Annotated in this window: 14 protein-coding genes and 1 pseudogene; 7 read left to right on the forward strand and 8 right to left on the reverse strand. The window is 40.2% G+C overall.

Translation table 11 applies throughout. The features are described 5' to 3' along the window. Positions 1 to 75: 75 nt before the first annotated feature. Genes dut through K8P02_RS20000 form a run of 4 tightly spaced genes read left to right on the forward strand, consistent with a single transcriptional unit; the run spans position 76 to position 4,160 of the window. The gene (dut, locus tag K8P02_RS19985) at positions 76 to 510 is read left to right on the forward strand and encodes a dUTP diphosphatase (protein WP_002558814.1); all 435 of its coding nucleotides are present in this window, start codon (positions 76 to 78) and stop codon (positions 508 to 510) included. A gap of 28 nt (positions 511 to 538) precedes the next feature. Next, the gene (locus K8P02_RS19990) at positions 539 to 2,293 is read left to right on the forward strand and encodes a tetratricopeptide repeat protein (RefSeq protein WP_025867098.1); all 1,755 of its coding nucleotides are present in this window, start codon (positions 539 to 541) and stop codon (positions 2,291 to 2,293) included. Then, positions 2,290 to 2,850, forward strand: coding sequence for a DUF4292 domain-containing protein (locus K8P02_RS19995; protein ID WP_025867097.1), 561 nt, complete (start codon positions 2,290 to 2,292; stop codon positions 2,848 to 2,850). Before K8P02_RS19990 ends, K8P02_RS19995 begins: the two co-directional genes overlap by 4 nt. Continuing rightward, positions 2,847 to 4,160, forward strand: coding sequence for a murein hydrolase activator EnvC family protein (locus K8P02_RS20000; RefSeq protein ID WP_025867096.1), 1,314 nt, complete (start codon positions 2,847 to 2,849; stop codon positions 4,158 to 4,160). Before K8P02_RS19995 ends, K8P02_RS20000 begins: the two co-directional genes overlap by 4 nt. A 389-nt stretch (positions 4,161 to 4,549) precedes the next feature. On the opposite strand, the gene K8P02_RS20005 is transcribed toward K8P02_RS20000, so the two are convergent. Then, positions 4,550 to 8,164, reverse strand: coding sequence for a glycoside hydrolase family 38 N-terminal domain-containing protein (locus K8P02_RS20005; protein ID WP_025867095.1), 3,615 nt, complete (start codon positions 8,162 to 8,164; stop codon positions 4,550 to 4,552). A 466-nt stretch (positions 8,165 to 8,630) separates the two neighbouring features. On the opposite strand from K8P02_RS20005, the gene K8P02_RS20010 reads away from it, so the two are divergent. Both K8P02_RS20010 and K8P02_RS20015 read left to right on the forward strand, forming a co-directional pair. After that, positions 8,631 to 10,103: a glycoside hydrolase family 125 protein gene (locus K8P02_RS20010; RefSeq protein ID WP_025867094.1), complete on the forward strand. Its 1,473-nt coding sequence runs from the start codon at positions 8,631 to 8,633 to the stop codon at positions 10,101 to 10,103. 13 nt (positions 10,104 to 10,116) lie between these two features. Next, complete coding sequence (locus K8P02_RS20015; RefSeq protein ID WP_195349717.1) at positions 10,117 to 11,244, forward strand: aldose epimerase family protein; 1,128 nt, start codon at positions 10,117 to 10,119, stop codon at positions 11,242 to 11,244. Positions 11,245 to 11,370: 126 nt separating this feature from the next. Here the strand turns inward: K8P02_RS20015 and K8P02_RS20020 are convergent. Together K8P02_RS20020 and K8P02_RS20025 are read right to left on the reverse strand one after the other, a co-directional pair. Then, positions 11,371 to 11,614, reverse strand: a pseudogene (locus tag K8P02_RS20020) (AAA family ATPase); the annotation flags it as partial. Between the two features lie 181 nt (positions 11,615 to 11,795). Then, positions 11,796 to 12,863, reverse strand: a complete 1,068-nt coding sequence (locus tag K8P02_RS20025) for a M20 family metallo-hydrolase (RefSeq protein ID WP_002558824.1) — start codon at positions 12,861 to 12,863, stop codon at positions 11,796 to 11,798. Positions 12,864 to 12,952: 89 nt separating this feature from the next. Between K8P02_RS20025 and K8P02_RS20030 the strand changes: the two genes are divergently transcribed. Next, the gene (locus K8P02_RS20030; protein WP_002558825.1) at positions 12,953 to 14,758 is read left to right on the forward strand and encodes an AMP-dependent synthetase/ligase; all 1,806 of its coding nucleotides are present in this window, start codon (positions 12,953 to 12,955) and stop codon (positions 14,756 to 14,758) included. A gap of 65 nt (positions 14,759 to 14,823) precedes the next feature. On the opposite strand, the gene K8P02_RS20035 is transcribed toward K8P02_RS20030, so the two are convergent. The 5 genes from K8P02_RS20035 to K8P02_RS20055 all read right to left on the reverse strand — a co-directional run bounded on the left by K8P02_RS20035 (position 14,824) and on the right by K8P02_RS20055 (position 26,367). Continuing rightward, complete coding sequence (locus K8P02_RS20035; RefSeq protein ID WP_002558826.1) at positions 14,824 to 15,963, reverse strand: SGNH/GDSL hydrolase family protein; 1,140 nt, start codon at positions 15,961 to 15,963, stop codon at positions 14,824 to 14,826. A gap of 1 nt (position 15,964) precedes the next feature. Then, positions 15,965 to 17,023 carry a glycoside hydrolase family 130 protein gene (locus K8P02_RS20040; RefSeq protein ID WP_122201099.1) on the reverse strand — a complete coding sequence of 353 codons (1,059 nt, stop codon included), beginning with the start codon at positions 17,021 to 17,023 and terminating at the stop codon, positions 15,965 to 15,967. A 98-nt stretch (positions 17,024 to 17,121) separates the two neighbouring features. Further along, a complete protein-coding gene (locus K8P02_RS20045) occupies positions 17,122 to 21,171 on the reverse strand; it encodes a hybrid sensor histidine kinase/response regulator transcription factor (protein WP_002558828.1) in 4,050 nt (1,349 codons plus the stop codon). A 95-nt stretch (positions 21,172 to 21,266) separates the two neighbouring features. Further along, complete coding sequence (locus K8P02_RS20050) at positions 21,267 to 23,534, reverse strand: GH92 family glycosyl hydrolase (protein WP_195349700.1); 2,268 nt, start codon at positions 23,532 to 23,534, stop codon at positions 21,267 to 21,269. 28 nt (positions 23,535 to 23,562) lie between these two features. Further along, positions 23,563 to 26,367 carry a hypothetical protein gene (locus tag K8P02_RS20055; RefSeq protein ID WP_195348729.1) on the reverse strand — a complete coding sequence of 935 codons (2,805 nt, stop codon included), beginning with the start codon at positions 26,365 to 26,367 and terminating at the stop codon, positions 23,563 to 23,565. Positions 26,368 to 26,454 lie beyond the last annotated feature (87 nt).

Raw genomic sequence — 26,454 nt, forward strand, 5'->3', positions numbered from 1 at the left:
TTATTTAACTGCAAATGTACGGAAATTCGATACAATTTGTGTATTTTCGCCCGTTAAATAGTAAACAGACAGAATATGAACGTACAAGTTATCAATAAATCAAAGCATCCGCTTCCGGCATATGCCACTGAACTTTCTGCCGGACTGGATATTCGTGCTAACCTTTCGGACTCAATGACTCTGGCCCCTATGCAACGTTGTCTGGTTCCTACCGGATTGTATATCGCACTCCCTCCGGGGGTTGAGGCACAGGTTCGTCCGCGTAGTGGTCTGGCTTTGAAGAAAGGGATTACTGTTTTAAATTCTCCGGGAACGATTGATGCCGACTACCGGGGAGAGATCTGTGTTATTTTAATTAATCTTTCGACCGAACCATTTGTTATTGAAGATGGAGAACGGATTGCACAGATGGTGATAGCCCGTCACGAACAAGCCGCTTGGCAGGAAGTGGAGGTACTGAATGAGACGGAACGTGGTGCTGGTGGTTTCGGGCATACGGGAAGGGGATAGATTACGAACTACAAATTACGAATTACGGATGAAAATAAAATTATTACTCCTTGGGGTGTTGATACTGATACTTGCTTCTTGCGGTTCTTCACAACGAGTAGGAAAGACGGGTGCTGCTAAATCTGCCCGACAGTTAGTTACCCTTTCGGACGAGCAGCAGCGTAAGTATGATTACTTCTTCCTTGAAGCAACGCGGTTGAAGGGGAAAAAGGAGTATGATGCTGCATTCGACCTGTTGAAACACTGTCTGACCATTAACCCGCAGGCAGCTTCGGCTCTTTATGAGATTTCGCAGTATTATATGTTTTTGAAGCAAGTGCCGCAAGGCCAGGCCGCTTTGGAGGAGGCAGTGGAAAGTGCGCCGGATAATTATTGGTATAGCCAGGCCCTTGCTAGCCTTTATCAACAACAGAATGAGAAGGAGAAAGCGATAGGATTGCTTGAGACAATGGCTACCCGTTTCCCGGGAAAAAGAGAATCGTTGTTTGCTCTGCTTGATTTGTATAATCAGCAAGAAGATTATGGGAAAGTGATTGGGACGTTGGACCGTCTGGAAGAGATAATGGGGAAGAATGAACAACTTACGATGGAGAAATTCCGTATTTATCTGCAGATGAAAGATGACAAAAGCGCTTTTCGGGAGATTGAGAACCTGGTGAAGGAATATCCTATGGATATGCGTTATCAAGTGATCTTGGGAGATGTGTATATGCAGAATGGTAAAAAGCAGGAAGCCTATGATATTTATCAGAAGGTACTTGCTACGGAGCCGGATAATGTGATGGCTCATTTCTCTTTGGCTTCCTATTACGAACAAACCGGGCAACAGGATTTGTATAAACAGCAACTGGACTCTTTGCTGATGAATAAAAAGGTACCTGCAGATACGAAATTGAATGTAATGCGCCAGGTGATTGCCCAGAATGAGCAGGCTACAGCAGACAGTACGAAGGTGATTTCACTTTTCGACCGTATCCTGCAGCAAGATCCGGATGATGATCAGATACCGATGCTCTATTCACAATACCTTTGGGCAAAAAATATGAAGGAAGCTTCGGTTCCGGTATTGGAGCGTGTGGTTCAGATTGATCCTGCCAATAAAGCTGCCCGTCTGATGCTCCTTGAAGTAGCTGTGCAGAAGAATGATTTTGAACAGGTCATTAAAATCTGTGAGCCTGGTGTAGAGGCTACCCCCGAGGCACTTGAGTTCTATTTCTATCTCGCTATTGCCTATAGCCAGGCGGAGCGTAATGATGAGGTACTTGCTATTTGTCAGAAAGCTTTGGCGAATGCTACAAATGATAGTAAGAAAGAAGTTTTATCTGATTTCTATTCTATCATGGGCGATGTTTACCATAAAAAAGCGATGATGACGGAGGCATACAATGCGTATGATTCTGCATTGGTTTACAACCCTTCTAATATTGGTGCATTGAACAATTATGCCTATTATCTGTCTGTAGAACGCCGGGAACTCGATAAGGCTGAGGAAATGAGTTATAAGACGGTAAAAGCCGATCCCGGCAACGCCACTTATCTTGATACATATGCCTGGATACTTTTTGAGAAAGGGAACTATGCTGAGGCTCGTATCTACATTGATGATGCCATGAAAAGTGATGGAGAGAAAAGTGATGTGATAGTGGAACATTGCGGAGATATCTATTATATGACCGGCGATGTGGATGGTGCATTGAAATATTGGCAAGAGGCTCTCGACATGGGGAGTGAATCGAAAACGTTGAAAGAGAAAATTAAGAAGAAGAAATACATTGCAGAATGAGAAACGTATTCTATTTATTGTTGCTGGTAGTAATGCTTGCAGGCTGTAAAAGCACAAAGAATATAACTTCAAGCGTGCCTGTTGTCGAGCCTTGTTACCTATCATCCAAACTGCAGTTGACTATCCCCTCCGGTTCTGATGGGAGTATAACGACGGGAGGAACAATGAAAATGAAAGGAGGCGAACGTGTGCAGCTTTCCATTCTGATGCCTATTCTTCGTACGGAAATAGCCCGGTTGGAGATAACTCCCGACGAAGTATTACTTATCGATCGGATGAATAAGCGCTACGTCAGGGCTTCCCGGAAAGAGTTGGATGATATTTTGCCAAAAGATGCCCGGTTCTCTAAATTGGAGAAGTTACTTCTGAGCGCTTCGCGTCCGGAAGGGAAAGCCGAGTTAAGTGGTAAGGAATTGGGCATACCTTCATTGGAAAGAGCAAAAGTGAGATTATATGATTTCTCGTCCAAAGAATTTGCAATGACACCTACCGAGATCTCGGACAGATACACCCAGGTACCACTTGAAGAACTATTAAATATGCTGACTAAGTTATGATGAAACGTATCTTTGTAGGATTAACATGTATTCTTTTTCTGGTTATTCCGCTTTCTGCTCAAAGTAGCAGATTGATTAAAGAACTGGAAAGTAAACGCGGCGAATTGCAAAAGCAGATTGCCGATACCGAATCATTGTTGAAGAATACAAAGAAAGATGTAGGAAGCCAGCTTAATAGTCTTGCTTCATTAACGGGGCAGATTGAAGAACGCAAGCGATATATCCTTGCCATAAATAATGACGTGGAGGCTCTTGAACGCGAATTGTCTGTCCTTGAGAGACAGCTTCGTACACTTCAGCGTGACTTACAGGACAAGAAAAAGAAATATGAATCTTCCGTCCAATACCTCTATCGTAATAAATCGATAGAAGAAAAGCTGATGTTTATTTTTTCGGCCAAGAGCTTAGGGCAGACATACCGCCGTCTCCGCTATGTGCGTGAGTATGCTACCTATCAACGGCTTCAGGGTGAAGAGATTCTGAAAAAACAGGAACAGATCAAGAAGAAAAGAGCGGAGCTTCTACAGGTAAAGACTGCCAAAGAAAATCTGCTGAAAGAACGCGAAGACGAGAAGCAGAAACTTGAAGATCAGGAAAAGCAGAAGCGTGAAATGGTGGCCAATCTGCAAAAGAAGCAGAAAGGGCTACAAAGCGAAATAAATAAAAAGAGACGTGAAGCCAATCAACTCAATGCCCGGATTGATAAGTTGATAGCCGAAGAAATAGAACGTGCCCGTAAGCGTGCAGCCGAAGAAGCGCGTCGCGAAGCGGCAGCCCGTAAAAAGTCAGAAGCCAAGGAAGGTAAATCAACATCGGCTTCTCCCGGAACGGAGACAAAGAAAAAAGCGGAACCTCTGGAAGCTTACAGTATGAGTAAAGCGGACCGTGAGTTATCCGGTAACTTTGTCAGTAATCGTGGTAAGCTTCCTATGCCGATTTCGGGCCCTTATATTATTACCAGTCATTATGGACAATATGCAGTTGAGGGGTTACGCAATGTTAAACTTGATAATAAGGGTATTGATATTCAAGGAAAGCCCGGTGCCCAGGCTCGTGCTATTTTTGATGGTAAAGTTGCGGCTGTTTTCCAACTCAATGGGTTGTTCAATGTATTAATTCGCCATGGCAATTATATCTCTGTATATTGTAATCTCTCTTCCGCATCTGTTAAGTCGGGAGATACGGTTAGTACGAAGCAGGCTATCGGGCAGGTATTTTCTGATGTCTCCGACAATGGGCGCACTGTATTGCACTTCCAGTTGCGTAAAGAGAAAGACAAATTAAACCCCGAACCCTGGCTGAACAGGTGATGCTAACTGTTGACAATTCCTCCCTTAGTAATGTAAACCTCCCTTCCCCGGTGAGAAGCATTGTTTTACATGTACATGTAAAGCTGCACGACATGCACATGTCGTACTGCTCCACATGTGCATGTCGTACTGTTAAACATGTACATGTAAAACAACGCTCCCTTACGAGTCTCCCCTTGTTACTCTACGACCTTACCGGGTTATGTCTCCCTTGCTACTCCTTTTAGCGTCTTTCTTCTGGCTTCCTTGTTTCAAGAGGAAGTCGTATCTGTGTTTCCGGTAGTCGGCGAACTCTCTATAAACGCGTTTCGCCGGTTAGTCTCGATAACGAGATAACCGGCGAAATATATAAATTTCTGTTCCTATATAAGGAGCTCTAAGAGGGCTTTCTATTTATAAACTTCAAATTCGTAAATACGGGTGTCTTTCCCTTCATCGTCTTGTGTCGGATTAGTTACCATTAAGCGGATGTAACGTACTTTGGCAGGTTCTGACAGTTGTCGTGAAACAACATTGCGTTTGTTATTGTTGAGCCTGTCCAGTGTTTTCCACTCTTCATTCAGATTATTCTTTCCTTGCAGGAAACACCCTTTCGTAACATATGTGTGACTCTCTTCACCTGCATTCACAAGTTTCCAGCCACTGATGTCTTGTGCCTCTCCTAAATCAAAATCCACATAGTTCGGAGTCATACCCGTATCACACCATTTGGTATCCTTATTTCCATCAATCATACATTCCGGTTTTTCACGGTTGTTCATATAGCCTGAATAAGATATGATCTTCGCAGTTTTCAGCAAGTTTTCTTTCGGACTTTCCTGTGTAGATAATATCTTGCCGGCTTCTTCTCTGATGGCTGTACGGAATAGCTGTGATGCAGTGTTCATAGCAGGTTGTTCTTCTTTGGCCAGTGTAGCGGCAAAGAGCACAATCTTGTCATTCTTTGGCAGGATAAAGCTTACAGCGCCTTTGGGAATATCGATACCGAATTTAAACATATACGTAAACTCGTATGCCTGATCTTCACCCGGAGCGTGACGGTGTGTACCTACATAAGCTATCTCGGCGTCTTTTAGATACCCTTTGGTATGATTGGTGTGTCCCCATTGTCCGATGAAACCGGTGTAAGAAGGAACGGTGATTTCCGCTTTGTTTTTCCCGCAGCAGAATGTAACTGTATAATCATCATCCGTTGCAGCAGCCAGGAAGTATAAATGAGTATATTTATGTCCGTCGGGCAGATAGATTGTGTCTCCTTTGCAGGTCATGCCGTTAAATGTCTCTTTCTCTCCCAGGCGGAACGGAATTTGATCTGCGAATATAGAATCCGGCAGTAATTCAGCAGCGTATGAGTATCCGGACTCAAAATTCGCTTCTCCGCGGAATTCATTAAATGAGGCGCATTTGCGGTCATAATTTAGTGGCAGGTTCACATATTCCGGTTCAGATGCAGGTTGTGCAGCACTTTTCAAACGCACTTTGAATGTCTTGACAGAATAGGGCTTAATAGTGATTTGCAGTTTGTTTCCATTGAAGTTGGCAGCACCAATTGTTTTTTCTGTGCCGTCAGCTTCATTCGCATTGAGTATATCACCTGCGAATGACAAAGTTGCCTGCTGTGACTTTTCACCTCCGGTTTCATACACGCGCACTACGTACTCGTCTGAACTTTCTGCTTTCTTGAGTGCTTTGATAATTACGTTGCGGTTGTCTGAGGTTGCAAAAGAGAACTCTTTGCCTAATGTATCTTTGTGTTTTGTGGTCTGGAATGCTTTCAGGCGTTGGTTCATAAGTTCTGCCTTCTCTACGGTAGATGCATGATCCAGCTTACCGGAATGCCCTACAAGGCTATACGTGAAGTTGTGATGTCCGTAGTCTTGTTTGTCCTGATAAGCATAGTTCCGGGTTGTTTCCGGAGTATGGAGCAGCGTTAAACGGAGCGTATGGTTGTTGGGCTTATCCCAGCCATATTTGCTGTCATTCAATATCGATACACCATAACTGTTGTCCTGGTTGGTCAGGTCGGCCCAGTATTGTGCATATACCTCGTAAGCGATATCGGTGTTATTCCCACGTTTAACGCTTCCGATTCCTAAGTCATAAGTTGCTTCCGTATTCTCTATATTCAAAGGGAATTCGGCTTTTAGCAAGGCATTGGTTGATTGCCAGTCTATTTCATTGTAGAAATCGATCCGATCGGCACGACTTCCTTCATAGAGCCGGATGTATTGCTTAAACACCGATTCTCCGTGTGTCTTTTCAATGCAGATTGCTTTACGTAGCTCTCCGTTTTCTACCAATGATATTTTCACATTATCCGTGATAGAGATTGGTTCCCGGTCTATTGTCTCTTTCAACACCTCCCAGGCCGGCCAGTGGTATGATTTATTTTGGGTGAAGAGAGCCAGTCGGATGGCTTTACCCTGTTTTACCAACTCTTTGTTTTGCGTCTTGTCGAGAAGCGAGGTGATATCCCCTTTTTCATCCAATGTGATTTTATAAATGGAATTCTCGAGTGTGTTACTTGTTGTTGCAGCAAAGCGATTTGCCGTGCCGGAAGTACGTACATCGTACACAGCGTAGCCGGTAGCTGGTACTGTTGCTTCTATCAACAGGTGTGCTTTTCCGTTTGTGTAGGATAGTAACTGTGATGCCACCTTTTTACCGTTGTTGTCATATACTGTGACACCTTTGGGGGCTGCGGGCACTTCCAGTTCTACTTCTGCTATGTCCTGTACCGGGAATCCTAATGCATTATAGAGTATTACCGGAATGCCCTTTACCTGTGTATCCATGTCTCCGGCTATTGAACGAATGGAAGAGGCCAGTACGCCGGAAAATTGTTTGAGTGAGATTAACTCGTCATTCCACGAAAACTCGTAGGCATGTGGAATACTTGTTCCGGTGAGGTCGTCATGGAACTGATGATAGATGAAACGTTTCCAGGCATCTGTTAGAGTTGTTCCGGGATATGCAGCTTTGTTGAGCCATTCGGCGGCTACGGCTGCTCTTTCAGCTGCATCTCCCAAAAGCTCATTCTGCCGGTTGTACAGTTTCATGGCTGCTTGTGAAGTATAGCATCCTGTTCCATGTACGTCCATCAGTAACTCTCCGTTGAATACAGGCAATTCCGGATGATCCTTATAAGGCTGGAAGTCTTTAAACATCTGGTCGCTTGTAGCACTGATGATTTCGAGTGGCCCGTTTCCTTTTATTCCCTTTTCAACAGAACGTACGGAACCCAACGTGGGTGATCCGCCAATATCTCCTGTACCGTAATAGCGGTATACCATATTGAGCGGGGTACGTGTGGTCAGTCCCAACAGCTCCTTGTTTTCCGATAAATCCTCATCGTTCCATCTTTTGCCATAATCGTATCCGTGTGCCAGCATGACGGAAGAACCATCGATTCCCTGCCATAACCCGATGGTAAAGGGATGTTTGCTTTTTCCGTAGAAAGGTTTGTTACGCCAGTCCAGCTTTTGTGATGAGAACCCGATGAGTCCGCAATGAGCTGCAATGGTAGGTAGTGTCCATCCGAAGCCAAAACAGTCCGGTAAGAAGATATCTGTACTTTCCACTCCAAATTCCTTACGGTAATATTCCTGTCCCAGCATGATGTTACGAATCGCAGATTCGGTTGAAGGCACCAAAGCATCGCTGGCTTCCCAACTGGCACCACTCACGTGCCAGCGTCCTTCCCGGATATATTTCTTCATTTCTTCGTATTGAGCCGGATAATATTCTTTCATCCATGCATACTTGACTCCCCCTTCAAAGTTGAAGATATAGTCAGGATATTGCTTCAGCAGAAGTAAGTTCTGGCTGATAGTATTCCACACATACTGTTTAATGGTCGTTTGGACATCCCAGTTCCATTGGGTGTCCAGGTGTGCATCTGCAACCATGTAGGCTTTAGGCTTTTTCTCCGGTTGTGTATTTTGGCTATAGGAGCCACTGCATAGTAGTGAGGTTGATGCCAGTGCAATGATGTGTTTCTTCATTTCTGTCTGTTTTATGATTTATATATTCTTGTTATTCGTTAATCTCCGAATAGAGCTCAATTGTGTGAGAGTTTTTCGGCAAGTTCTTGAAATGCTTTTGGGGGTGTCCGACCAGTCTTTTCCAGAATCGATGCATTAGTGAAAAATTGTGTAAGTCTTGTGACGGAATTCATGTTTTTCTTTATAGGTTTCGTTATACAAATATGTGAGAAAACGAACACAAATGTATGAAATAAATCATTCAATAAATCGCAGATATTGCCCAATGGCAGATCTTGTTACTTTTTTGGCAGAATTGGATACTTTTTTGCTACATATTTACTATCTAAGCGTTTTTGTATTTGTTCGAAAAGACTTTTCTTTGTGATATTCTAAAAAATTTGTGATATTCTAAAAAAGATGTATTACTATGGAAAATCATAGTCGTTACTTATCCTGAATAACTAACTAACTTTAATTACAGATTATGGCACTAAAACACTCGATGAAACTGATTGGTACCTGTACGGTTACAACTGCTTTACTTCTGGCTTCTCCTGCTTCTGCATTTGTATCCGGAGACAAATTGTCTGAACATGTCTGTGCAACAGACGCTATTCAGAAAGACAATCGTCCAAAACCGGCAGAACGTCTTTTCCGTTCTCAGGCGGTAGAAAATGAAATCATCCGTTTACAGAAACTTCTGAAAAATGCCCGGCTTGCCTGGATGTTTACCAACTGCTTTCCGAATACACTCGATACTACTGTACATTTTCGTGAAGGCGAAGATGGTAAACCCGACACTTTTGTTTATACAGGTGATATTCATGCCATGTGGTTGCGCGATTCCGGTGCACAAGTATGGCCTTACGTACAACTTGCCAACTCCGATCCGGAACTGAAACGTATGCTTGCCGGTGTCATCAATCGCCAGTTCAAGTGTATTATGATGGATCCTTATGCCAATGCTTTTAATGATGGTCCCGTAGGTGGACACTGGATGAGTGACCTTACAGATATGAAACCTGAATTACACGAACGTAAATGGGAAATAGACTCGTTGTGTTATCCTCTACGTTTGGCTTATCACTACTGGCAGGTAACGGGTGATGCCAGTATTTTCGATGAAGAGTGGATACAGGCTATCACAAACATCCTGCGCACTTTCAAAGAACAGCAACGTAAGGATGGAGTTGGTCCTTACAAGTTTGAACGTAAAACGAACCGTGCATTAGATACGATGACCAATAACGGGCTGGGAAATCCGGTGAAGCCTGTAGGGCTGATTGCTTCTGCCTTCCGTCCCTCTGATGATGCTACCACACTGCAATTCCTTGTACCTTCCAATTTTTTCGCTGTATCTTCGCTTCGTAAAGCAGCCGAGATATTGCAAACGGTCAATAAGAAACCGGAATTGGCAAAAGAATGCAAAGATCTTGCCAATGAAGTGGAAGCGGCTTTAAAGAAGTATGCAGTCTATAAGCACCCTAAATATGGTAAGATATATGCTTTTGAAGTAGATGGATTTGGTAATCATCTGTTGATGGACGATGCCAATGTGCCCAGCCTGATAGCTATGCCTTATCTGGGAGATGTCAATGTAAATGATCCCATTTATCAAAATACCCGTCGTTTTGTGTGGAGTGAGGATAATCCTTATTTCTTTAAAGGTAAGGCAGGCGAGGGTATAGGTGGTCCTCATATTGGTTACGATATGATATGGCCGATGAGCATTATGATGAAAGCTTTCACAAGTAAGAATGATTCGGAAATAAAGAATTGTATCAAGATGTTGATGGATACTGATGCGGGCACAGGTTTTATGCACGAATCATTTCATAAGGATGATCCGAAGAACTTTACCCGCGCCTGGTTTGCCTGGCAGAATACTCTTTTTGGGGAATTGATTCTTAAACTTGTGAATGAGGGGAAAACAGACCTATTAAACAGTATAGAATAATTGAGGGAGAATGATGAAGAAAATTTCAGTATGGACACTTTGTGCCCTTTTGTTGGCAGGTTGTGCCACTAATGAGAAAATAACCGGATCCGGTTTATTGCAGAGCAATTTCCAAACCGAAGTGGATAGTAAAAAGACTGATTTGTATGTACTTCGCAATGCTAACAACATGGAAGTATGTGTGACGAATTTCGGCGGACGTATTGTTTCTGTTATGGTACCCGATAAAGAGGGAATTATGCGGGATGTAGTCCTTGGGTTTGATTCGATACAGGATTATATTACGATACCTTCGGACTTCGGAGCTTCTATCGGGCGTTATGCCAATCGTATCAATCAGGGACGATTTATGTTGGATAGTGTGGAATATATTCTGCCTCGCAACAACTACGGACATTGCTTGCATGGCGGTCCAAAGGGATTCCAGTACCAAGTATATGATGCCCGGCAGATTGGTCCGCAGGAGCTTGAGCTGACCTATCTTGCCAAAGATGGTGAAGAAGGATTTCCCGGTAATATTACCTGCAAGGTACTGATGACTTTGACGGATGATAATGCCATTGATATTCGATACGAGGCAGAGACGGATAAGCCTACTATCGTTAACATGACCAACCATTCTTATTTCAATCTGGATGGAGATGCTGGCAGCAATGCGGAACATTTGCTTATGATTGATGCCGATTACTATACCCCGGTGGATAGTACTTTTATGACCTCCGGTGAGATTGTTCCGGTAGAAGATACTCCAATGGATTTTCGTTCGCCGGTTGCCGTAGGGACCCGGATCAACAACTTTGATTTTGTGCAGTTAAAGAATGGAAACGGTTATGATCATAACTGGGTATTGAATACAAAAGGGGATATTACCCGCAAGTGTGCTATCCTTCAATCTCCAAAGACGGGTATCATCCTGGATGTTTATACCAACGAGCCCGGTATACAGGTTTATGCTGGTAACTTCCTGGATGGGACAGTGAGAGGTAAGAAAGGGATTGTATACAATCAGCGTGCTTCTGTTTGTCTTGAAACACAGAAGTATCCGGATACTCCGAATAAACCCGAATGGCCTTCGGCAGTACTACGTCCCGGCGAGAAATACCATAGTCATTGTATCTTTAAATTCTCAGTAGATAAATAGCGATCAGATAACCTCACTCTTCAGCCATTTACCCATAAAGCGGTCGTAAACGATGTAGCCTTTTGAGGTCTTATACAACAATTCTTTGTTGAGTAACGATTTCAAGGCTACATTTACGCTACTGGGTGCTTTCAGGAAGTCACGGGTAGAGTAGATGTCCATATGAAAGCAGAATATTTTTTTCCTGCTCTGCCATATTGTGAAACACATTTTTGATAAGACCGGTTTTACCCATGCGTCGGGGAGCAATGAGGGTAAGGTTTCGCTCATTGTTCAAAGCCGATATGATCTTTTGAGTTTCAGTCTCTCTGTCGCAAAAGTATGTCGGGCTATGATAGCCGTAAACTAAAAAGGGATTATTCGGTTTCATCATGATTACATATTTTACGTTACACATTTTGTGTAACGTAAAATATGTAATAAGTTTTTGGATACGCAACCTTTTCTCTTCCTTTATTCATTTTTCATTAGAATTAAAGAATGAAAAACACCTCAAGTAAATATCACTTGCATATATAAAGAGTATATCTTTATCCAAATCTAACTGATGTTTAAAGACTTAATCCATCCAGCAATTCCAAATATAGCCCTATTGCCTCTTCCATCTCCTTTAGCATCACATATTCGTCTGCTGTATGTGAACGGGATGAACGTCCCGGCCCTATTTTAACTGATGGGAACGGCATCAGTGCCTGATCTGAAAGAGTAGGGGAACCAAAAGGTGAACGCCCCAATTTGATGGCCTTTTGAACAAAAGGATGATTCTCTTCGATGCGTGAGGAGTTCAGACGGAAGGAACGTGCCTCAGCCTTACAACTAATATGCTTTTGTATTTCGGCAAACAGTTCTTCGTTAGAGTATAACTCATTGCTTCGCACATCTACTACAAATGTACAGCGGTCCGGAACCACATTGTGTTGTGTGCCGGCATTGATTACCGTAACACTCATCTTGACCGGACCTAATAAAGGTGATTCTTTTTTGAAACGGTAGTCGCGAAACCAGGCAATGTCATCCAGTACTTTGTAAATAGCATTGTCACCTTCGTTGCGGGCAGCATGTCCCGCTTTTCCAGTGGCAGTGACATCCAGTACCATAAGACCTTTTTCGGCGATGGCGGGTTGCATTTCGGTGGGTTCGCCCACAATAGCAAATGAAATGGGGGGAAGGCCTTTCAATACACTCTCGATACCATCCTTGCCAGATACCTCTTCTTCGCAGGAAGCAAGGTAAATAAGGTTGTATGATTGCTCCGTTCTACATAGTTGCAGGAACACCTGTAATAACGTTACTACACTGGCACCGGCATCATTGCTACCTAACCCATAGAGTTTTCCGTTTTCTTCTCGTGGAGTGAAAGGGGCTTTACGCCAGCCGTTTACGGGTTTTACTGTGTCAATGTGCGAGTTGAGTAGAATAGTGGGTTTCTTCAAATCAAACATCGGGCTAAGACACCAAATGTTGTTGCCTTTACGTCCGGTAGTCATGCCTTCTGCTTCAATGTAATTTTGCAGATAGTCAGCAGCCTGAGTTTCTTCACGGCTGATTGAGGGGATGGCTATAAGCGATTTAAGCAGGCTTACGGCCTCCGTTGTCAGATAAGATACGTCATATTTCATGGTGCAAACTTACTGATAATTATTGAAAAAGGCGATAGTTTCAAATAAAACTAATATCTTTGCCCTATATTTACTAACAACAAATAGATATGATTGAACATCATTTATCTGTCTTGGTCCATCGTCAGGCTCAAAAGTATGGTGATAAGACAGCTCTTCGATATCGTGATTACCAGACTGCACAATGGATTCCTATCTCCTGGAATCAGTTTTCAGAAACCGTAAAACAAGCTGCAAGTTCTCTTGTTGCACTTAGTGTAGAGGAAGAAGAAAATATCGGTATTTTTTCGCAAAACAAGCCGGAATGTCTTTTTGTAGATTTTGCAGCATTTGCTAATCGTGCAGTGACGGTTCCGCTTTACGCTACCAGTTCTCCGGCACAGGCGCAATACATTATTAATGATGCACAGATACGTTTCTTGTTTGTGGGCGAACAGTTTCAGTATGATGCTGCCTTTAGCATATTTGGCTTCTGTCCGTCGTTACAGCAGATTATTATTTTCGACCGTGATGTGGTGAAAGATCCCCGTGATGTGTCGTCTATTTATTTTGATGAGTTTCTGGAAATGGGTGAAGGGCTACCCCACAATGAGGTGGTGGAAGAGCGAACTTCACGTGCTTCAGAAGATGACTTGGCTAATATCCTTTATACTTCCGGTACAACGGGTGAGCCGAAAGGTGTAATGCTGCATCACTCTTGTTTCCTTGAAGCGTTCCGTATCCATGATATTCGCCTGGTGGATATGACGGACGAAGACGTCTCTATGAATTTCCTGCCGTTGACTCATGTGTTTGAGAAAGCATGGAGCTATCTTTGCATCTATAAGGGGGTGCAGATTTGCGTTAACCTTCGTCCTGCCGATATTCAGATGACAATCAAGGAAATTCGTCCCACACTAATGTGTAGCGTTCCTCGTTTTTGGGAGAAGGTGTATGCGGGTGTACAGGAAAAGATTGCCGAGACGACCGGTATCAAGAAAACATTGATGATGGATGCTATCCGTGTTGGCAGAATACACAATATTGACTATATACGTCAGGGAAAGACTCCGCCGTTAATGCTTCATTTGAAATATAAGTTTTACGAGAAAACAATTTATTCATTGCTGAAGAAAACAATTGGTATTGAAAATGGTAATTTCTTTCCGACTGCCGGTGCGGCGGTACCCGATGAAATTTGTGAGTTCGTTCATTCTGTGGGTATTGATATGCTGGTAGGTTATGGATTGACAGAATCTACGGCTACCGTCTCTTGTACTTCCAAGACTGGTTATGATATTGGTTCGGTAGGCCAGGTGATGCCGGATGTAGAAGTGAAGATAGGAGAAGATAATGAGATTCTGCTGCGTGGAAAGACTATCACTAAAGGATATTATAAGAAGGCGGAAGCTACCGCAGCTACCATTGATGCTGATGGATGGTTTCATACGGGTGATGCCGGATACTTTAAGAACGGGCAGTTATACCTGACGGAGCGTATCAAAGATTTGTTCAAGACATCCAATGGTAAGTACATTGCTCCGCAAGCTCTTGAAACAAAGTTAGTCATTGACCGATATATCGATCAGATTGCTATTATTGCCGATCAGCGTAAGTTTGTATCTGCATTGATTGTTCCGGTATATGGCTTTGTGAAAGATTACGCCAAAGAGAAAGGTATTGAATATAAGGATATGGAAGAATTGTTGCAGCATCCCAAGATTGTAGGATTGTTCCGTGCCCGCATTGATACCTTGCAGCAACAATTTGCTAATTATGAACAGATAAAACGCTTTACACTCTTGCCTGAACCGTTCAGTATGGAAAAGGGTGAGTTGACAAATACATTGAAACTAAAACGTCCGGTGGTAGCCAAAAACTACAAAGAGATGATAGATAAGATGTACGAGGAGTAATTAGCAATCATAAAAAGAGAATCCCACTATCAGATTAAAATCCGGTAGTGGGATTTTTATTTTATCTATGGAACGATTTGGATGTTATGAAGAATGAATTCTTTACCGCTTTTGTCATCGTATTCAAAACTTATAATATGACTTTCACTCTTATCTGAGTCCAAGATAATTTCCGGATACATATAATTTCCCCAGCCATCTTTAAAGAATGTACTGAGCTTTTGCCGTTTACCATTATCAAGAGTAACATATACATTTGCCGCTTTTTGAGAATTGATTGTTTTCTCAAACATAATTGTGATTATGGAGGCTTTGACTGTAAATTCCAGTGGTTTACCTTTATGAGTAGTGCTCCATCCTCTTGAAGTCAGTTCCCAATCCGGGTTGTCGATATGAGTGAACGGATATATGCAGGCTTGTTCATATCTATTCTGGGTAAGTGGAACCGGTAGAGTTTTCTCGTTGAATATCTCCTCTAAAAAATGAGTGACTAAATTACTGATAATTTGATGTCCTCTGTCATTTGGGTGTACTTCATCTGAAGAAATTTCGCTCCATACCATATTACCATTCTGTATTTCAGGATATAAAGCATCACGATAGCTGATATACGGAATGTGATAATGATTACAGACCTCTAAGTGATATTTCTGCCATGAGTTTCCTTGCATATCCATCAGTCCTAATGCAAGTATGGCAGGTTTGTTTTCTGATTTCAGAATCTTACGTATAAGTCCTTCATAGCTGGCTTTTGTTCTTGACTCGCCTTGATCGTTGACACTAAATTCTATAATAACAATGTCGGGTTTGTATGAAAGTAAATCCCCGTCGACTCTGTGTACACCGAAAAGTGAGTTAGTAGCTCCTATTCCTGCATTTACAAAATGTATTTCAGTTTGAGGAAACTTCTTACGAAACCATTGAACAACCAAAGGAGCATAGGCTGTTTGCTGAAAATCGGATGCGTTTGCTCCTGCAGTTATCGATCCGCCTATTACTCCAACAGTTAACTTCTTGTTTACTTCAGCTCTTTTGAATATCTCTTGTATCGGTGCGGTAGTATAAGTATTTTTTATACTTCTTTGATACCACTCATCTCGCATGATGGCCGTATTTTGAGCAGTTACGGTGGCTGAGGATAGGTAGAAGCAAAATACCATCAATAGATTGTGGAAGTAAAGTGTACGTGCTTTATTGAAATTCATATTAATTACCTTTGAGATTGTTTACGATTTCTGTGACTGACATTCGGGCATAACAAATGATCTCGTCGCTGGCACCGTAGTAAAGGTGTATGGTATCTCTCTCCAAATAATGTCCGTTTGAGAAAATGACTTCGCCGAAGAAACCTGTTTTCTCGTAAGGCTCTAATGGTTCCATGATTGGATGAATAGAACGTGAAAGAACAACAGAAGGATCGTTTAGATCGAGCAGCATGGCACCAAGACAGTATCTGTTATCATAGGTTGCTCCGTGGTAGATAACCAACCATCCTTCAGGAGTCTTTATAGGGGATGCACCGGCACCAATTCTTGCTTCGTCCCACATACCCGGGCGGGTTAATGCAATACATTTATGCTGCCCCCAATGAACCAAGTCGGGAGATTGCGCTATCCAAATATAATTTCCTCCTAATTCATGGCAACTGGGACGATGCAAGGCATAATGTGTGCCATTGATTTTTTCTTCAAAAAAAGCACAATCTTTATTATGAGGAGGGAATATCAGACCTTTACGATCGAAATGTTGCCAGTCTGTGGTTTGCATTAAACCGATACCGACGGCTACCGGGGATATGGCAGAATAGGTTAGATTGAACTTACCATCGATATATGATACACGGCAATCTTCGATTCCAAAACTCTCCAGTTGGCCTTCACCAAAAATGGGAGGGTAGTTTATATCTTCATAGAAATGAATATTGTCATCGCTGAATAATAATCGTTGGTAAGACAATGTGGTGAGATAATCCTGGCCCTTATAACGTATTACGCGCGGGTCTTTAGCATCAAGGTCCGGATCACTTTTTCTGAAAGTTATTTTTTCAAATTGTCCGTTGGAGTTTCTGATGATAATGGATATTTCTCCGTCTGTTTGAATTGGCCTTTCGGCAACACGTAGTAACAAGCAGGTTTTGTTATTAAATCTAAATACTCCCGGGTTGAAAATACAAGCTATTTCCATACCCGGTATCATAGGGGCTAAATCCTGTGGTTTAATCAGTGGATTCAGTTCTGAGCGATAAGCTAAATCTGTCTTTCTCATTTCTTAGTATGTTTTTTATGATAAAATTAAAAATCAAAACAAAGAAACGCCGCTTATCGGAAAACCCGGTATCGTAGGATTACAAAAGAGTATGATGCTTATTCATTCATAGCTTTTGAACCATGTTTTTTTCTATATTCTCCAGGAGTAAGATTAAATTGCTTGCTGAATTCGTGATAAAAGTACGCTTTATTATTAAAACCACAATCAAACATTATTTCCTGTATTGTCTTGTTGGTCATTTTCAATAATTTCTCTACTTGATTCATTCTTATTTTTCGGATGAATTCAGTGGGGGTTTCTTCTTTTATTTCTTTCAGTTTACGGTAGAGCATTATTTTGCTGATTCCCATTTCATTGGAAAGCATTTCGATTGATAGGTTTTCGTTGTCTATATTCTCAGAAACAATCCTGGTTAGTTTCAGGATAAATTCTTTTTCTTCTTTATGAACAGTTTTTCCTTCAATTTTTTCAATAGCTGATAAAGGAGAAGCATAGAAATCTTTTAAGCTTCTGCGGCTTGTGAGAAGACGGTCAATGGTTGTTTCAAGGAGCATTGAATTAAAAGGTTTTCCTACATAAGCATCTGCTCCGGTTTGTAATCCTTCAATTTGATTATCAATAGAGGTTCTGGAGGAGAGAAAAATTACTGGTATGTTGGCAGTTGTACTTTTATCCTTTAAATGATTGACAAATTCAATTCCATTCATTTCCGGCATTATGATGTCGCTGATAATTAAATGGATACTGTTTTTTTCTACCATTTCTACTCCTTCTTTCCCATTAGAAGCAAACAATAAGCTATATTTATGTTTCAATAAGCCATATAGTAAATTACTGATTTCTTTATCGTCTTCTACAATTAGGATTACTGTTTGAGACATGTTGTTAGTGTCCGTATCTGCCAATTCTGTAATATCTGTATACTCTGTATTTATGGGCGGTTCTTCTGTTACCAATGGAGGCATTGAGACCGGTTGTTTGTTTGTGAGTTCTAATGCCGGAAGAGATATGGTGAATTGAGTATAATCATTTAGTTCACTTTCCACTTCAATTGTACCCTTCAAAAGATCAGTTAAAGCTTTGCAGAGTGCCAATCCGATTCCATTCCTGTTTTCTCCTTGCGCCATTTGTTTTTCAAACTGATCAAGTATCTTGAATCGATTGAATATGAGATGAATATCTTCTTTCTTAATTCCTTTCCCGTTATTTTTGATTTGAAGGATAAGATGTTCATTTATTTGACTGATAGATAAATGGATATATCCATTTATTGGGGTGTATTTAAAAGCATTGGATATAATATTAAATACGATCTTTTCAAAACAACTGCGATCAGTGATCCATGTGTTGGTATCATCTTGTATCTGAATTGAAAACTGTATGTTTTTTTGTACTGCGGTATTTGTGAAATAATCAGTTATGTATTTTACAAATTCATGTATGTCAACAATTTCAGTTTGCAACTCTAAAAAACCAGTTTCTGCTTTACGAAATTCAATCAGTTCCTGAATGAGCTTTTGCATCCGTCCGGCATTAGAGTGTATTGTTCTAACATATCTTTTAGCCTCTGGCTCCATATTTCTTATTTTTAGTAATTGCTCTGAAGGAACGAGAATCAAAGTTAACGAGTTACTGAATTCATGTGCTATATTTGTGAAGAACCTAAGTTTGGCTTGATGAATTTCTTCCGTTTTAGTCTTCTCCAAATTGCTTAGTTCTAATGTATGTTTCATTTGGATTCTATTTTTAACTACTGAATAGATAACAAATAGAATACTGATGGATGTAAGAAAATAGAAAAGATAGGCCCATTTACTCAGCCACCATGGTGGAAGTATACGGATCGGAATTTCGTAGATATCCTCTGACCAGATTTTATTGGCATTGTTAAATCTGATTTTTAATATGTAGTCGTCCGATGGTAATTTATTGAGTACAATTAGCTGTGAAGTTCCCATTTGTATCCAGTTCTTTTCATAAGGCGCAAGTTTATATTCTATTTCACATTTCATACCTGATATGTAATCGATCGGAGTAAATTTAAACCCTATCAGATTTTCAGTATGGTTGAGCACAATCATTTTTTTTCCATTGATCTTTTTAGTAAATTTACGGATGTCAGCATTCTCATTGTTTATAAGAAAATCATCGAAATTAAGCCGGGGAGAGAAAGTGGTTTCAGGAATACTTTGGGGGTCAAATTTATTGTATCCATTAATACCACCGAAAAACAAATTGTTTGTGTAGGAAGACTTATAGGATGCACCATCAGAAAACTCGTTGTTTTGTAGTCCGTCGTTTTGATAGTAGGAAATGATTTTATCGTTATTTTTGGATAATTTGCCTAATCCTTTGTTTGTGCTGATCCATATATTACCATCATTGTCTGCTTGTATGCCATGTATTGTATTATTGGGCATACCATCTTTCTCGGTATAATGTTTGAAAGATATCGTTTCCTTTTCGTCTTTTTGCATGAGATTAAGTCCGAGGCTGGTTCCTATCCATAGCTGATGGTCAGGATCTTTGTATAAAGTGATGATATCATTGTTGCTGATGGAGGACATTTCTTTTTCTGAAAAGCGATAGGTGGTAAAAGTATAGGTATGTGTGTCCAGATGATTGAGTCCTCCTCCCCGGGTACCAATCCATAAACCGTTATGATCATCAGGAATAATGGAGAAAATAACATTGTTACTAAGCCCTTTCTTATTATGATCCTGATAGATGAATTGTTTATATTCTGTGACTTCATAGGGAGTTTTTGATCGGTCTATAGTTAATTTATAGAGTCCGAATCCATTCGTACCTATCCATAGTGTATGATCATTCTGAATATAAATGGCGTAAACGGAAATGATATCAAGTTTCTCATTCATTTTCAGAGTATATAATTTTTTTGTTTTATAATCCCAATAATTTAGTCCTTTACCATCTGTTCCTATCCAGCATATGTCATTTTCCTTTCCTGCTAATGCATAGACGGAGTTGTTGATCAGACCATTATTAGTCGTAAATTGTGCAAAAAGATTTTCAGTAGTATCATCTTGAAAGATATATAAGCCAGAGCCTTTGGTACCAATGAATAATTGTTTGTTTTGATTTTCCCAAAAACAGCGTACCGGACTGAGTCCATAAATAGATGAATTTTTTAATGAATAGGATGTGAACCGATTATTCTTTGGTGTGAGCATAATAACACCTTGTCCGTCTGTACCTACCCATAGTATATCTTGTGTTCCCTTATAAATAGAAAAAACAGGGATATCTTCTATAAGAGTTGTTATTTCATGGTTTTGGGCCTGGATGGAAAATAAGCCATTGGCTGTACCGATGACATAGCCGGTCTTTTCAAAAATAATAGAAGAGATGACTTTAGAGAAAGGTATTTCCGTTATTTTTGTTTCAGTCGGTACATCATAGATATTGATATGTCTGTTTTCATTTTGTTCCCATATCTGATTTGTGTATAGATTGTAAAAAACATCATGGGATGACTGGCTTAAGATGACCGGTTTTATATCTTTTATATCAGGCTTGTTTTTACTCCAGTCCAGATTGACTCTGTATAATGAATTGTTGTCAGTGAATAGCCATAAATTATCATCCTTATCAAAAAATAGTTTTTTCAAGGAGGTTTCTTTTAAGTTTCTTATAAGGATGAAATCCGACAGTTCTTCATCAAAATAATATAATCCAGTGTTGTATACTGAAGCTATAACTTTATTGTGGCTGTTTTTACAGATTAAAAAAGAGCGTTCTTTAAAGATGGAATTTTCTTTGTTATCATAGAAGAAAGATTGAAACCGCATAGCTTCCGGAGTGTATAGATTGATCCCGTTATCTGTAGTGATCCATAGTCTACCTTTTGTTGTTTCAATGATATCTCTGATTATATTATTAGTAATATTACCAGGAACATTGGGGTTGGGTTTGAAGGTTTTGAATTCACGGCTATTATATAAATTCAAGCCATCCCATGTCCCAAACCACATTAAATTGTTGGAATCCTGGTAGATTACATTCACCGAACTGTTAGATAAGCCTTCATTATTGGTTAACCTGTTTATGACGACCGGAGAGACATCGGCATATGTATATACAGTAATGAGTAACAAAGTAAGTAGATATAATACTTTCTGCATGGTGTTTTTCTGTCTTGATTGGACAAAGTTATACGATCTGGCCTGATTCCATGTCTTAAAAAAACAGCAATGGTATTAAAAAGTCATAATGGGACTTATTCGCCGGAAGGAGGTACGGACTCAGGAGAGCTCCCCCATTCCGGGTTCGCTCTGTTCCCCATTATAAGAATTAATTTTCCACCATTTTTTATTTCGTCATGGCTAAACCAGGGCTTATTCCACTTTTTACCGTTTAAGGTAGCCGATTGAATATATTTGTTTTCTTCTGAATTATTGAGAGCTTCTATTTCGAAAGTCTTTCCATTTTTTAAATCTATTTTTATAGACTGAAATAACGGACTTCCGATATTGTAAACAGGAATTCCCGGTGTTACCGGATAAAATCCCATAGACGAAAATACAACAAAGGCTGATAAACCTCCCCCATCTTCATCACCGGGAACTCCCATCAGGTCGTTTCTGAACCATTGTTTGAGCAATTGTCTGATGCGCTTTTGAGTCATCCAGGGTTTACCGGCATAATTATACAGATAAGGGATGTGGAGCGATGGTTCATTTGCCATGGAAAATTGGCCAACATTGCCTGTATGATCCGGAAATTGACGATAAAATAGAAATTTTTCCATTCCAAGTGGTTCTGTGAATAAGTCGTCAAGATTGCGGATGAACTGCTCTTTTCCTCCCATTAATGTGATCAGGTCGGAAATACGATGAGCAACATCCCAACGATAAATCCATCCGTTGTTTTCATCATAATATTCTCTTCCTCCTTGTCCTCCTGCATATCGATAATCAAACGGCATAATGAAATTACCATTTTTGTCCTTCGGATGGAAAAAAGAAGTTTCTTCATTAAATAGATTCCGATAGTTGTAGGAAGCATTTAAGAAGTAGTTATAATCATCGTCAAAATTTAATTTCTTCGCTATTTGTGATAGGCACCAATCGTCATAGCAGGTACCTAAAGTGACGGCTACTGCCTGTCGCTTTTCAGTAGGAGAAACTTGCGCTACTGTCTCTTCTTGGTCCGGATGTAAAGCCGGGTAGTATCCTTTTGTCCTATAGAATGTGTCTAATTCTGTGTAAGGTGCTTTTTGCCAAGGCAGAAGGGTCTTTTCGGTTAATGCCCCTTTGCTGGTTTTATAGGCAGTTTCCAGGTCAAAATTAGTAAGTCCTTTAATGTATGAATCCCAAAGAACGATTACTCCATGATTTCCATTCATCCGGTGGCTATCACCTGTGATCTCCGGAAATGTAGGTAACCAGAATTCTGTGGATTGTTCGGCCATACGAAGATAAGAGTGAATCATTGCCTGTTCTGCTTCCGGATCTATCAGAATACGTAATGGGTGGGCAGCCCGATAAGTATCCCAGATCCAATCGTCCGTATAGAAAGGAATTCCTTCATCGTTATGTATTTGATGGTCGAATGCACTGTAATATTTTCCTTCTTCCGAGATATTGATCATTCGTTCGTATACTCTATATAGGGAGGTATAGAAAACTATTTTATCGTTTTCATTTCCTCCCTTTATAGAGATACTACTTAAAGCCTTATTCCAGATATCCTTTCCTTTTTCGGCTACCTGATTAACATCAAAGGTTCTGATTTCTTTTCTTAGATTGCTTTTAGCTTGTTCACTGCTAATAAAAGAAATTCCATATCTGATATTTATGGTTTGTGTTTCTTTATTATATTTCAGAACAGCAGATTTATTTTCACCGTTGATACTGCTTGCTCCATAATAGACGGATGTGCCGGATAGGAACCCGGTAGAGTGAGGCTTTTGTTCTGTCTCTAAATATAGGTATATTTTGGTTTGGCTATTATCAATTATCTGATACCCTTCTATATGACCTTCTTCATTGAATGTTAGCTTTCCGTTGCCTACATTCAATAAAATAAAATTAGCTTCTTTCCGGTTTTCTTCAAATTGTATGGTGTAAATGGCTGACCGGTGTGAGGGTGCATAGTCAACGTTGATTTTATTTTTATCAAGAAAAACGGTGTAACGGTAAGGAGTTATTTTTTCTTGGTCGTATGAGTAATAGACTTCAGAACAGGCATCGGATTCATTCCCCTGAAATGGATTGAGGTTGAACACGGAACTTCCTCTATGACTTGTAACGGCAATAGGCAGACCTTTAATCAATTCGGAGGTATAATTGGCTCTTTCAGGATATACTCTTAGCATACTATTGGGCAGATGTACGGTCGGATAGGTTGGTACTAACAGATGACTGATATTACCCATGTATGGGTTTACATAATCTACCGGAGTCTTAGTATTTTCAGAAGAACAACCGGATAATAGTATTGTAAAAAGATAAGAGGCTATATAAAGAAGGGCTGGCTTGTTCATGATGTCTCGGTATTTTTAGGTGGCTAATTTAATGAGAAACGATTACTTTATTAGAATATAATTCTCCAGGAAGGTGCAGGCAGATTAAGTAAGGTTGTGGGTGATAATTGTTTAAATAGTATTTTTTTTCGCTTTCTGTAGATACTTTTTGATTGGCGAGAATTGCTTGCAAACTGCCTTTCAAATCATATAGGTAAAGCGAGTAGATTTGATTTAGTGGAACATATATGCTAACAAACGGACTGGATGTGTAATTGTTGGATATTTTCATTATTTCATCATTCACATTGTTTACTTTTATCTGACTTGGGTTCCCGTCTTTGTAGACGGGAACTGATTCTCCATAATTTGTCCGGATGATCCGGGGAGTATTTATATAGCTTCCACTGATGGAATAATTTCCTTCTGTATCACATTCTATATTAAGTACGTCGTTTCCATAACGGATACCACTGATTGTAGCTGCTTTTCGGAATAGATTCTGGATATAAGGTACTCCCATATCGTATCGAAAACCATTTTTGATCATTACGAAGTCAATTATCATACTGGCACCGAATAGAGAGGGGCGTACTCCTGTCGGATAAGGTGTATCAGTTGTTTCATACTGTTCGGAGAACCATCCTCCGGAGCGGCAGATATCCCGGATACAAGCATCGATTACATTCTCAGCTTTTTTTGTTTTTTGATGTTCAAGTAATCCATATAATGTATAGCTAACATCTGGATATTTTGGAAATCCCATACCCGAACCTCCAAAATTCTTTTTCGGATTGAAATTGAAAGAAAAAAGTGAATATAAACTTTCGAGATAATCTCCTGAAAGCAAATTCATGTGCAGACCGGATGTTACCCAATATGGATGCCCTTCAGATCTGCCTTGTGTGGAAAGATCATAATACTGTGAAGGAAAAGTTGTTGGTGTACGCCAGAACCAGGGTAAGCACTGATTATAAAAATCTTTCTGTTTGGTTCTCCATTCATTTGCTGTTTGCTCATCACGGATTATTTCACTAATTTTGATCATATAATCAATATCAATAATAGCAGAGAAGGCAAATTCCGCATCTTTCTTATTTTTATCCGGATATGAATTATATATCCAATGTGGGTAAACCAGTCGCCAGTTTAGATATCTTTCTAATGGAGCATATATTTTTTCAAGACGTTCTTTGTCTTGGGTGGTTTGATAAAGTATCCAGGCTGTTTGGGCTTTTCTGGACGGAAGGCTTTCACCCCCTATTACCCCATCTTTGTCAGTGAGTGACATGAGTCCTTCAAAAGCGTTCCAAGCCGTTTCCGGGTCAATGAAAGCATAGAATTGTATGCCAAAGAAACTCTCCCAGGTAGCACTATAAGGAGCCCGATCATCCGATTCGTCCCACATAGATCCCTTACCTGTTACTACTTGTGGATAAGGAAAGTGTACCGGATCTGGTTCAAGGACATTTTGAGCTACGAATACCCAGGCGTTGTAATAATCTCTTCTGACTTGTTCGGCTGTTATACCATAATTATCTACAGTTTCGATAGAGAAGTTTGAAGGGCAGGGAACCTTTTTTAGGAAGTTGTTCCAAAACATCTTACGTTCGGTATATTGAGTTTGCATATTATCCCCATTAAACGGAGCATTGATACGATTGGTTATAGTAGAGGAATCTTCGTTGTCGTTACTATATGAGAAGGCGACAGCTGTTTTTAACTCATTCTTTTGAAGTAAATTAATATTGAATTTTACAGCCCAATAAGGGCCATATCCAGGATTGGATGAACCGTTTATTTGAGATTTTAATTCAATTTTACTTTTGTAGAAAATAATTTCGGAAGGAGAAAATACATCAGATTTTACAGCAAATGAGAATGTACCATTATTGGTTTTCAGAATGTCATTGGTTACTGATATATCTTTACCTGCGTAATAACCTGCAAGTATAAAAGAACTATTGTTGTTTGACGGATCAAATTTAATTTGTCGGGCGATGGTATTCTTATCGTAGAAGAAGTCGGTTCCGGTGAGAGTGGTTCCATCGGAATAAGTGGCTTTAAAGGGTAGTTCATTGGGTAACCATTCGGTTGAATAAGAGACTGCTTCTTCACAGGCCTCTTCACCGTTTATGCCAATGAAGCGCATGTCACCGAGTACAAAGTAAGAATTTAAACCGATAGCCCATAAGTTGAAAGAGATTCTTTGATTACCTTTCCAGGTAGTAAGTTCGCGTAAATCGTATTCAAAGGTTCCTGTACCGGATGCATCCGTTCGAAGGGTAACTTCTTCATTTTGGGTGTTTCTAATTTTGAGAGACCATTTTCCGGAAGCTTGTGGCATGTATAAAGTAAGTATGGGAGTCTTATCCAGATCAATAGAAATACGATTGGTGGTAGTTAGTGACTTATAGGAAGGATTTGCGTTACTGTTTACACTCATCTTGAGTCCTTCTTCGATAATCTCTAATTTAGAACCATTCTCAGGATACCACTTTACTGTGCTGGTTAGATCGGCTTGCCAGCCGGTTTCTAAAGTAGAAGCAGACGATTGTCCTTTGTATCGATATAGGAGTAAAGCATTATCTATACGCCGTTCGCCGATACGTTCCGTACTAAGATAACCGATGTTTAGCGGGAGTGAAGGATGGTTTGAAAAATCAGATGGAGTAGTTGAGGGAGTTGCATTATAAAAAGCAAAAGGATTTAGAACTAATCGTGATCCCGGGATACTTAAGTCCCTGCTTTGATTCTTATCCGATTCACGGAGTTGTTCCGTATCAGGTATTTGTGCACAAATACAGAATGGCAGAAATAAAATGAATAGAGAAGATAATACTTGTTTCTTCATGGTACTTTCATTATGAGGATTAAGAATTTACAAATTTATGATTATCTGCATCATATATATAACCTGTTCTTATTTATAGTTTTTAGT

This window comes from Bacteroides nordii, assembly GCF_019930665.1.
Classification (GTDB): domain Bacteria; phylum Bacteroidota; class Bacteroidia; order Bacteroidales; family Bacteroidaceae; genus Bacteroides; species Bacteroides nordii.

What these genes read in the sequence shown, in the direction of transcription:
- K8P02_RS20010 (WP_025867094.1), top strand. Translation starts at nt 8,631, where the DNA reads ATGGCACTAAAACACTCGATGAAACTGATTGGTACCTGTACGGTTACA.
- K8P02_RS19995 (WP_025867097.1), top strand. Translation starts at nt 2,290, where the DNA reads ATGAGAAACGTATTCTATTTATTGTTGCTGGTAGTAATGCTTGCAGGC.
- K8P02_RS20005 (WP_025867095.1), bottom strand. Translation starts at nt 8,164, where the DNA reads ATGAAGAAACACATCATTGCACTGGCATCAACCTCACTACTATGCAGT.
- K8P02_RS20030 (WP_002558825.1), top strand. Translation starts at nt 12,953, where the DNA reads ATGATTGAACATCATTTATCTGTCTTGGTCCATCGTCAGGCTCAAAAG.
- K8P02_RS20015 (WP_195349717.1), top strand. Translation starts at nt 10,117, where the DNA reads ATGAAGAAAATTTCAGTATGGACACTTTGTGCCCTTTTGTTGGCAGGT.
- K8P02_RS20035 (WP_002558826.1), bottom strand. Translation starts at nt 15,963, where the DNA reads ATGAATTTCAATAAAGCACGTACACTTTACTTCCACAATCTATTGATG.
- K8P02_RS20000 (WP_025867096.1), top strand. Translation starts at nt 2,847, where the DNA reads ATGATGAAACGTATCTTTGTAGGATTAACATGTATTCTTTTTCTGGTT.
- K8P02_RS19990 (WP_025867098.1), top strand. Translation starts at nt 539, where the DNA reads ATGAAAATAAAATTATTACTCCTTGGGGTGTTGATACTGATACTTGCT.
- K8P02_RS20055 (WP_195348729.1), bottom strand. Translation starts at nt 26,367, where the DNA reads ATGAAGAAACAAGTATTATCTTCTCTATTCATTTTATTTCTGCCATTC.
- K8P02_RS20040 (WP_122201099.1), bottom strand. Translation starts at nt 17,023, where the DNA reads ATGAGAAAGACAGATTTAGCTTATCGCTCAGAACTGAATCCACTGATT.
- K8P02_RS20045 (WP_002558828.1), bottom strand. Translation starts at nt 21,171, where the DNA reads ATGCAGAAAGTATTATATCTACTTACTTTGTTACTCATTACTGTATAT.
- K8P02_RS20025 (WP_002558824.1), bottom strand. Translation starts at nt 12,863, where the DNA reads ATGAAATATGACGTATCTTATCTGACAACGGAGGCCGTAAGCCTGCTT.
- dut (WP_002558814.1), top strand. Translation starts at nt 76, where the DNA reads ATGAACGTACAAGTTATCAATAAATCAAAGCATCCGCTTCCGGCATAT.
- K8P02_RS20050 (WP_195349700.1), bottom strand. Translation starts at nt 23,534, where the DNA reads ATGAACAAGCCAGCCCTTCTTTATATAGCCTCTTATCTTTTTACAATA.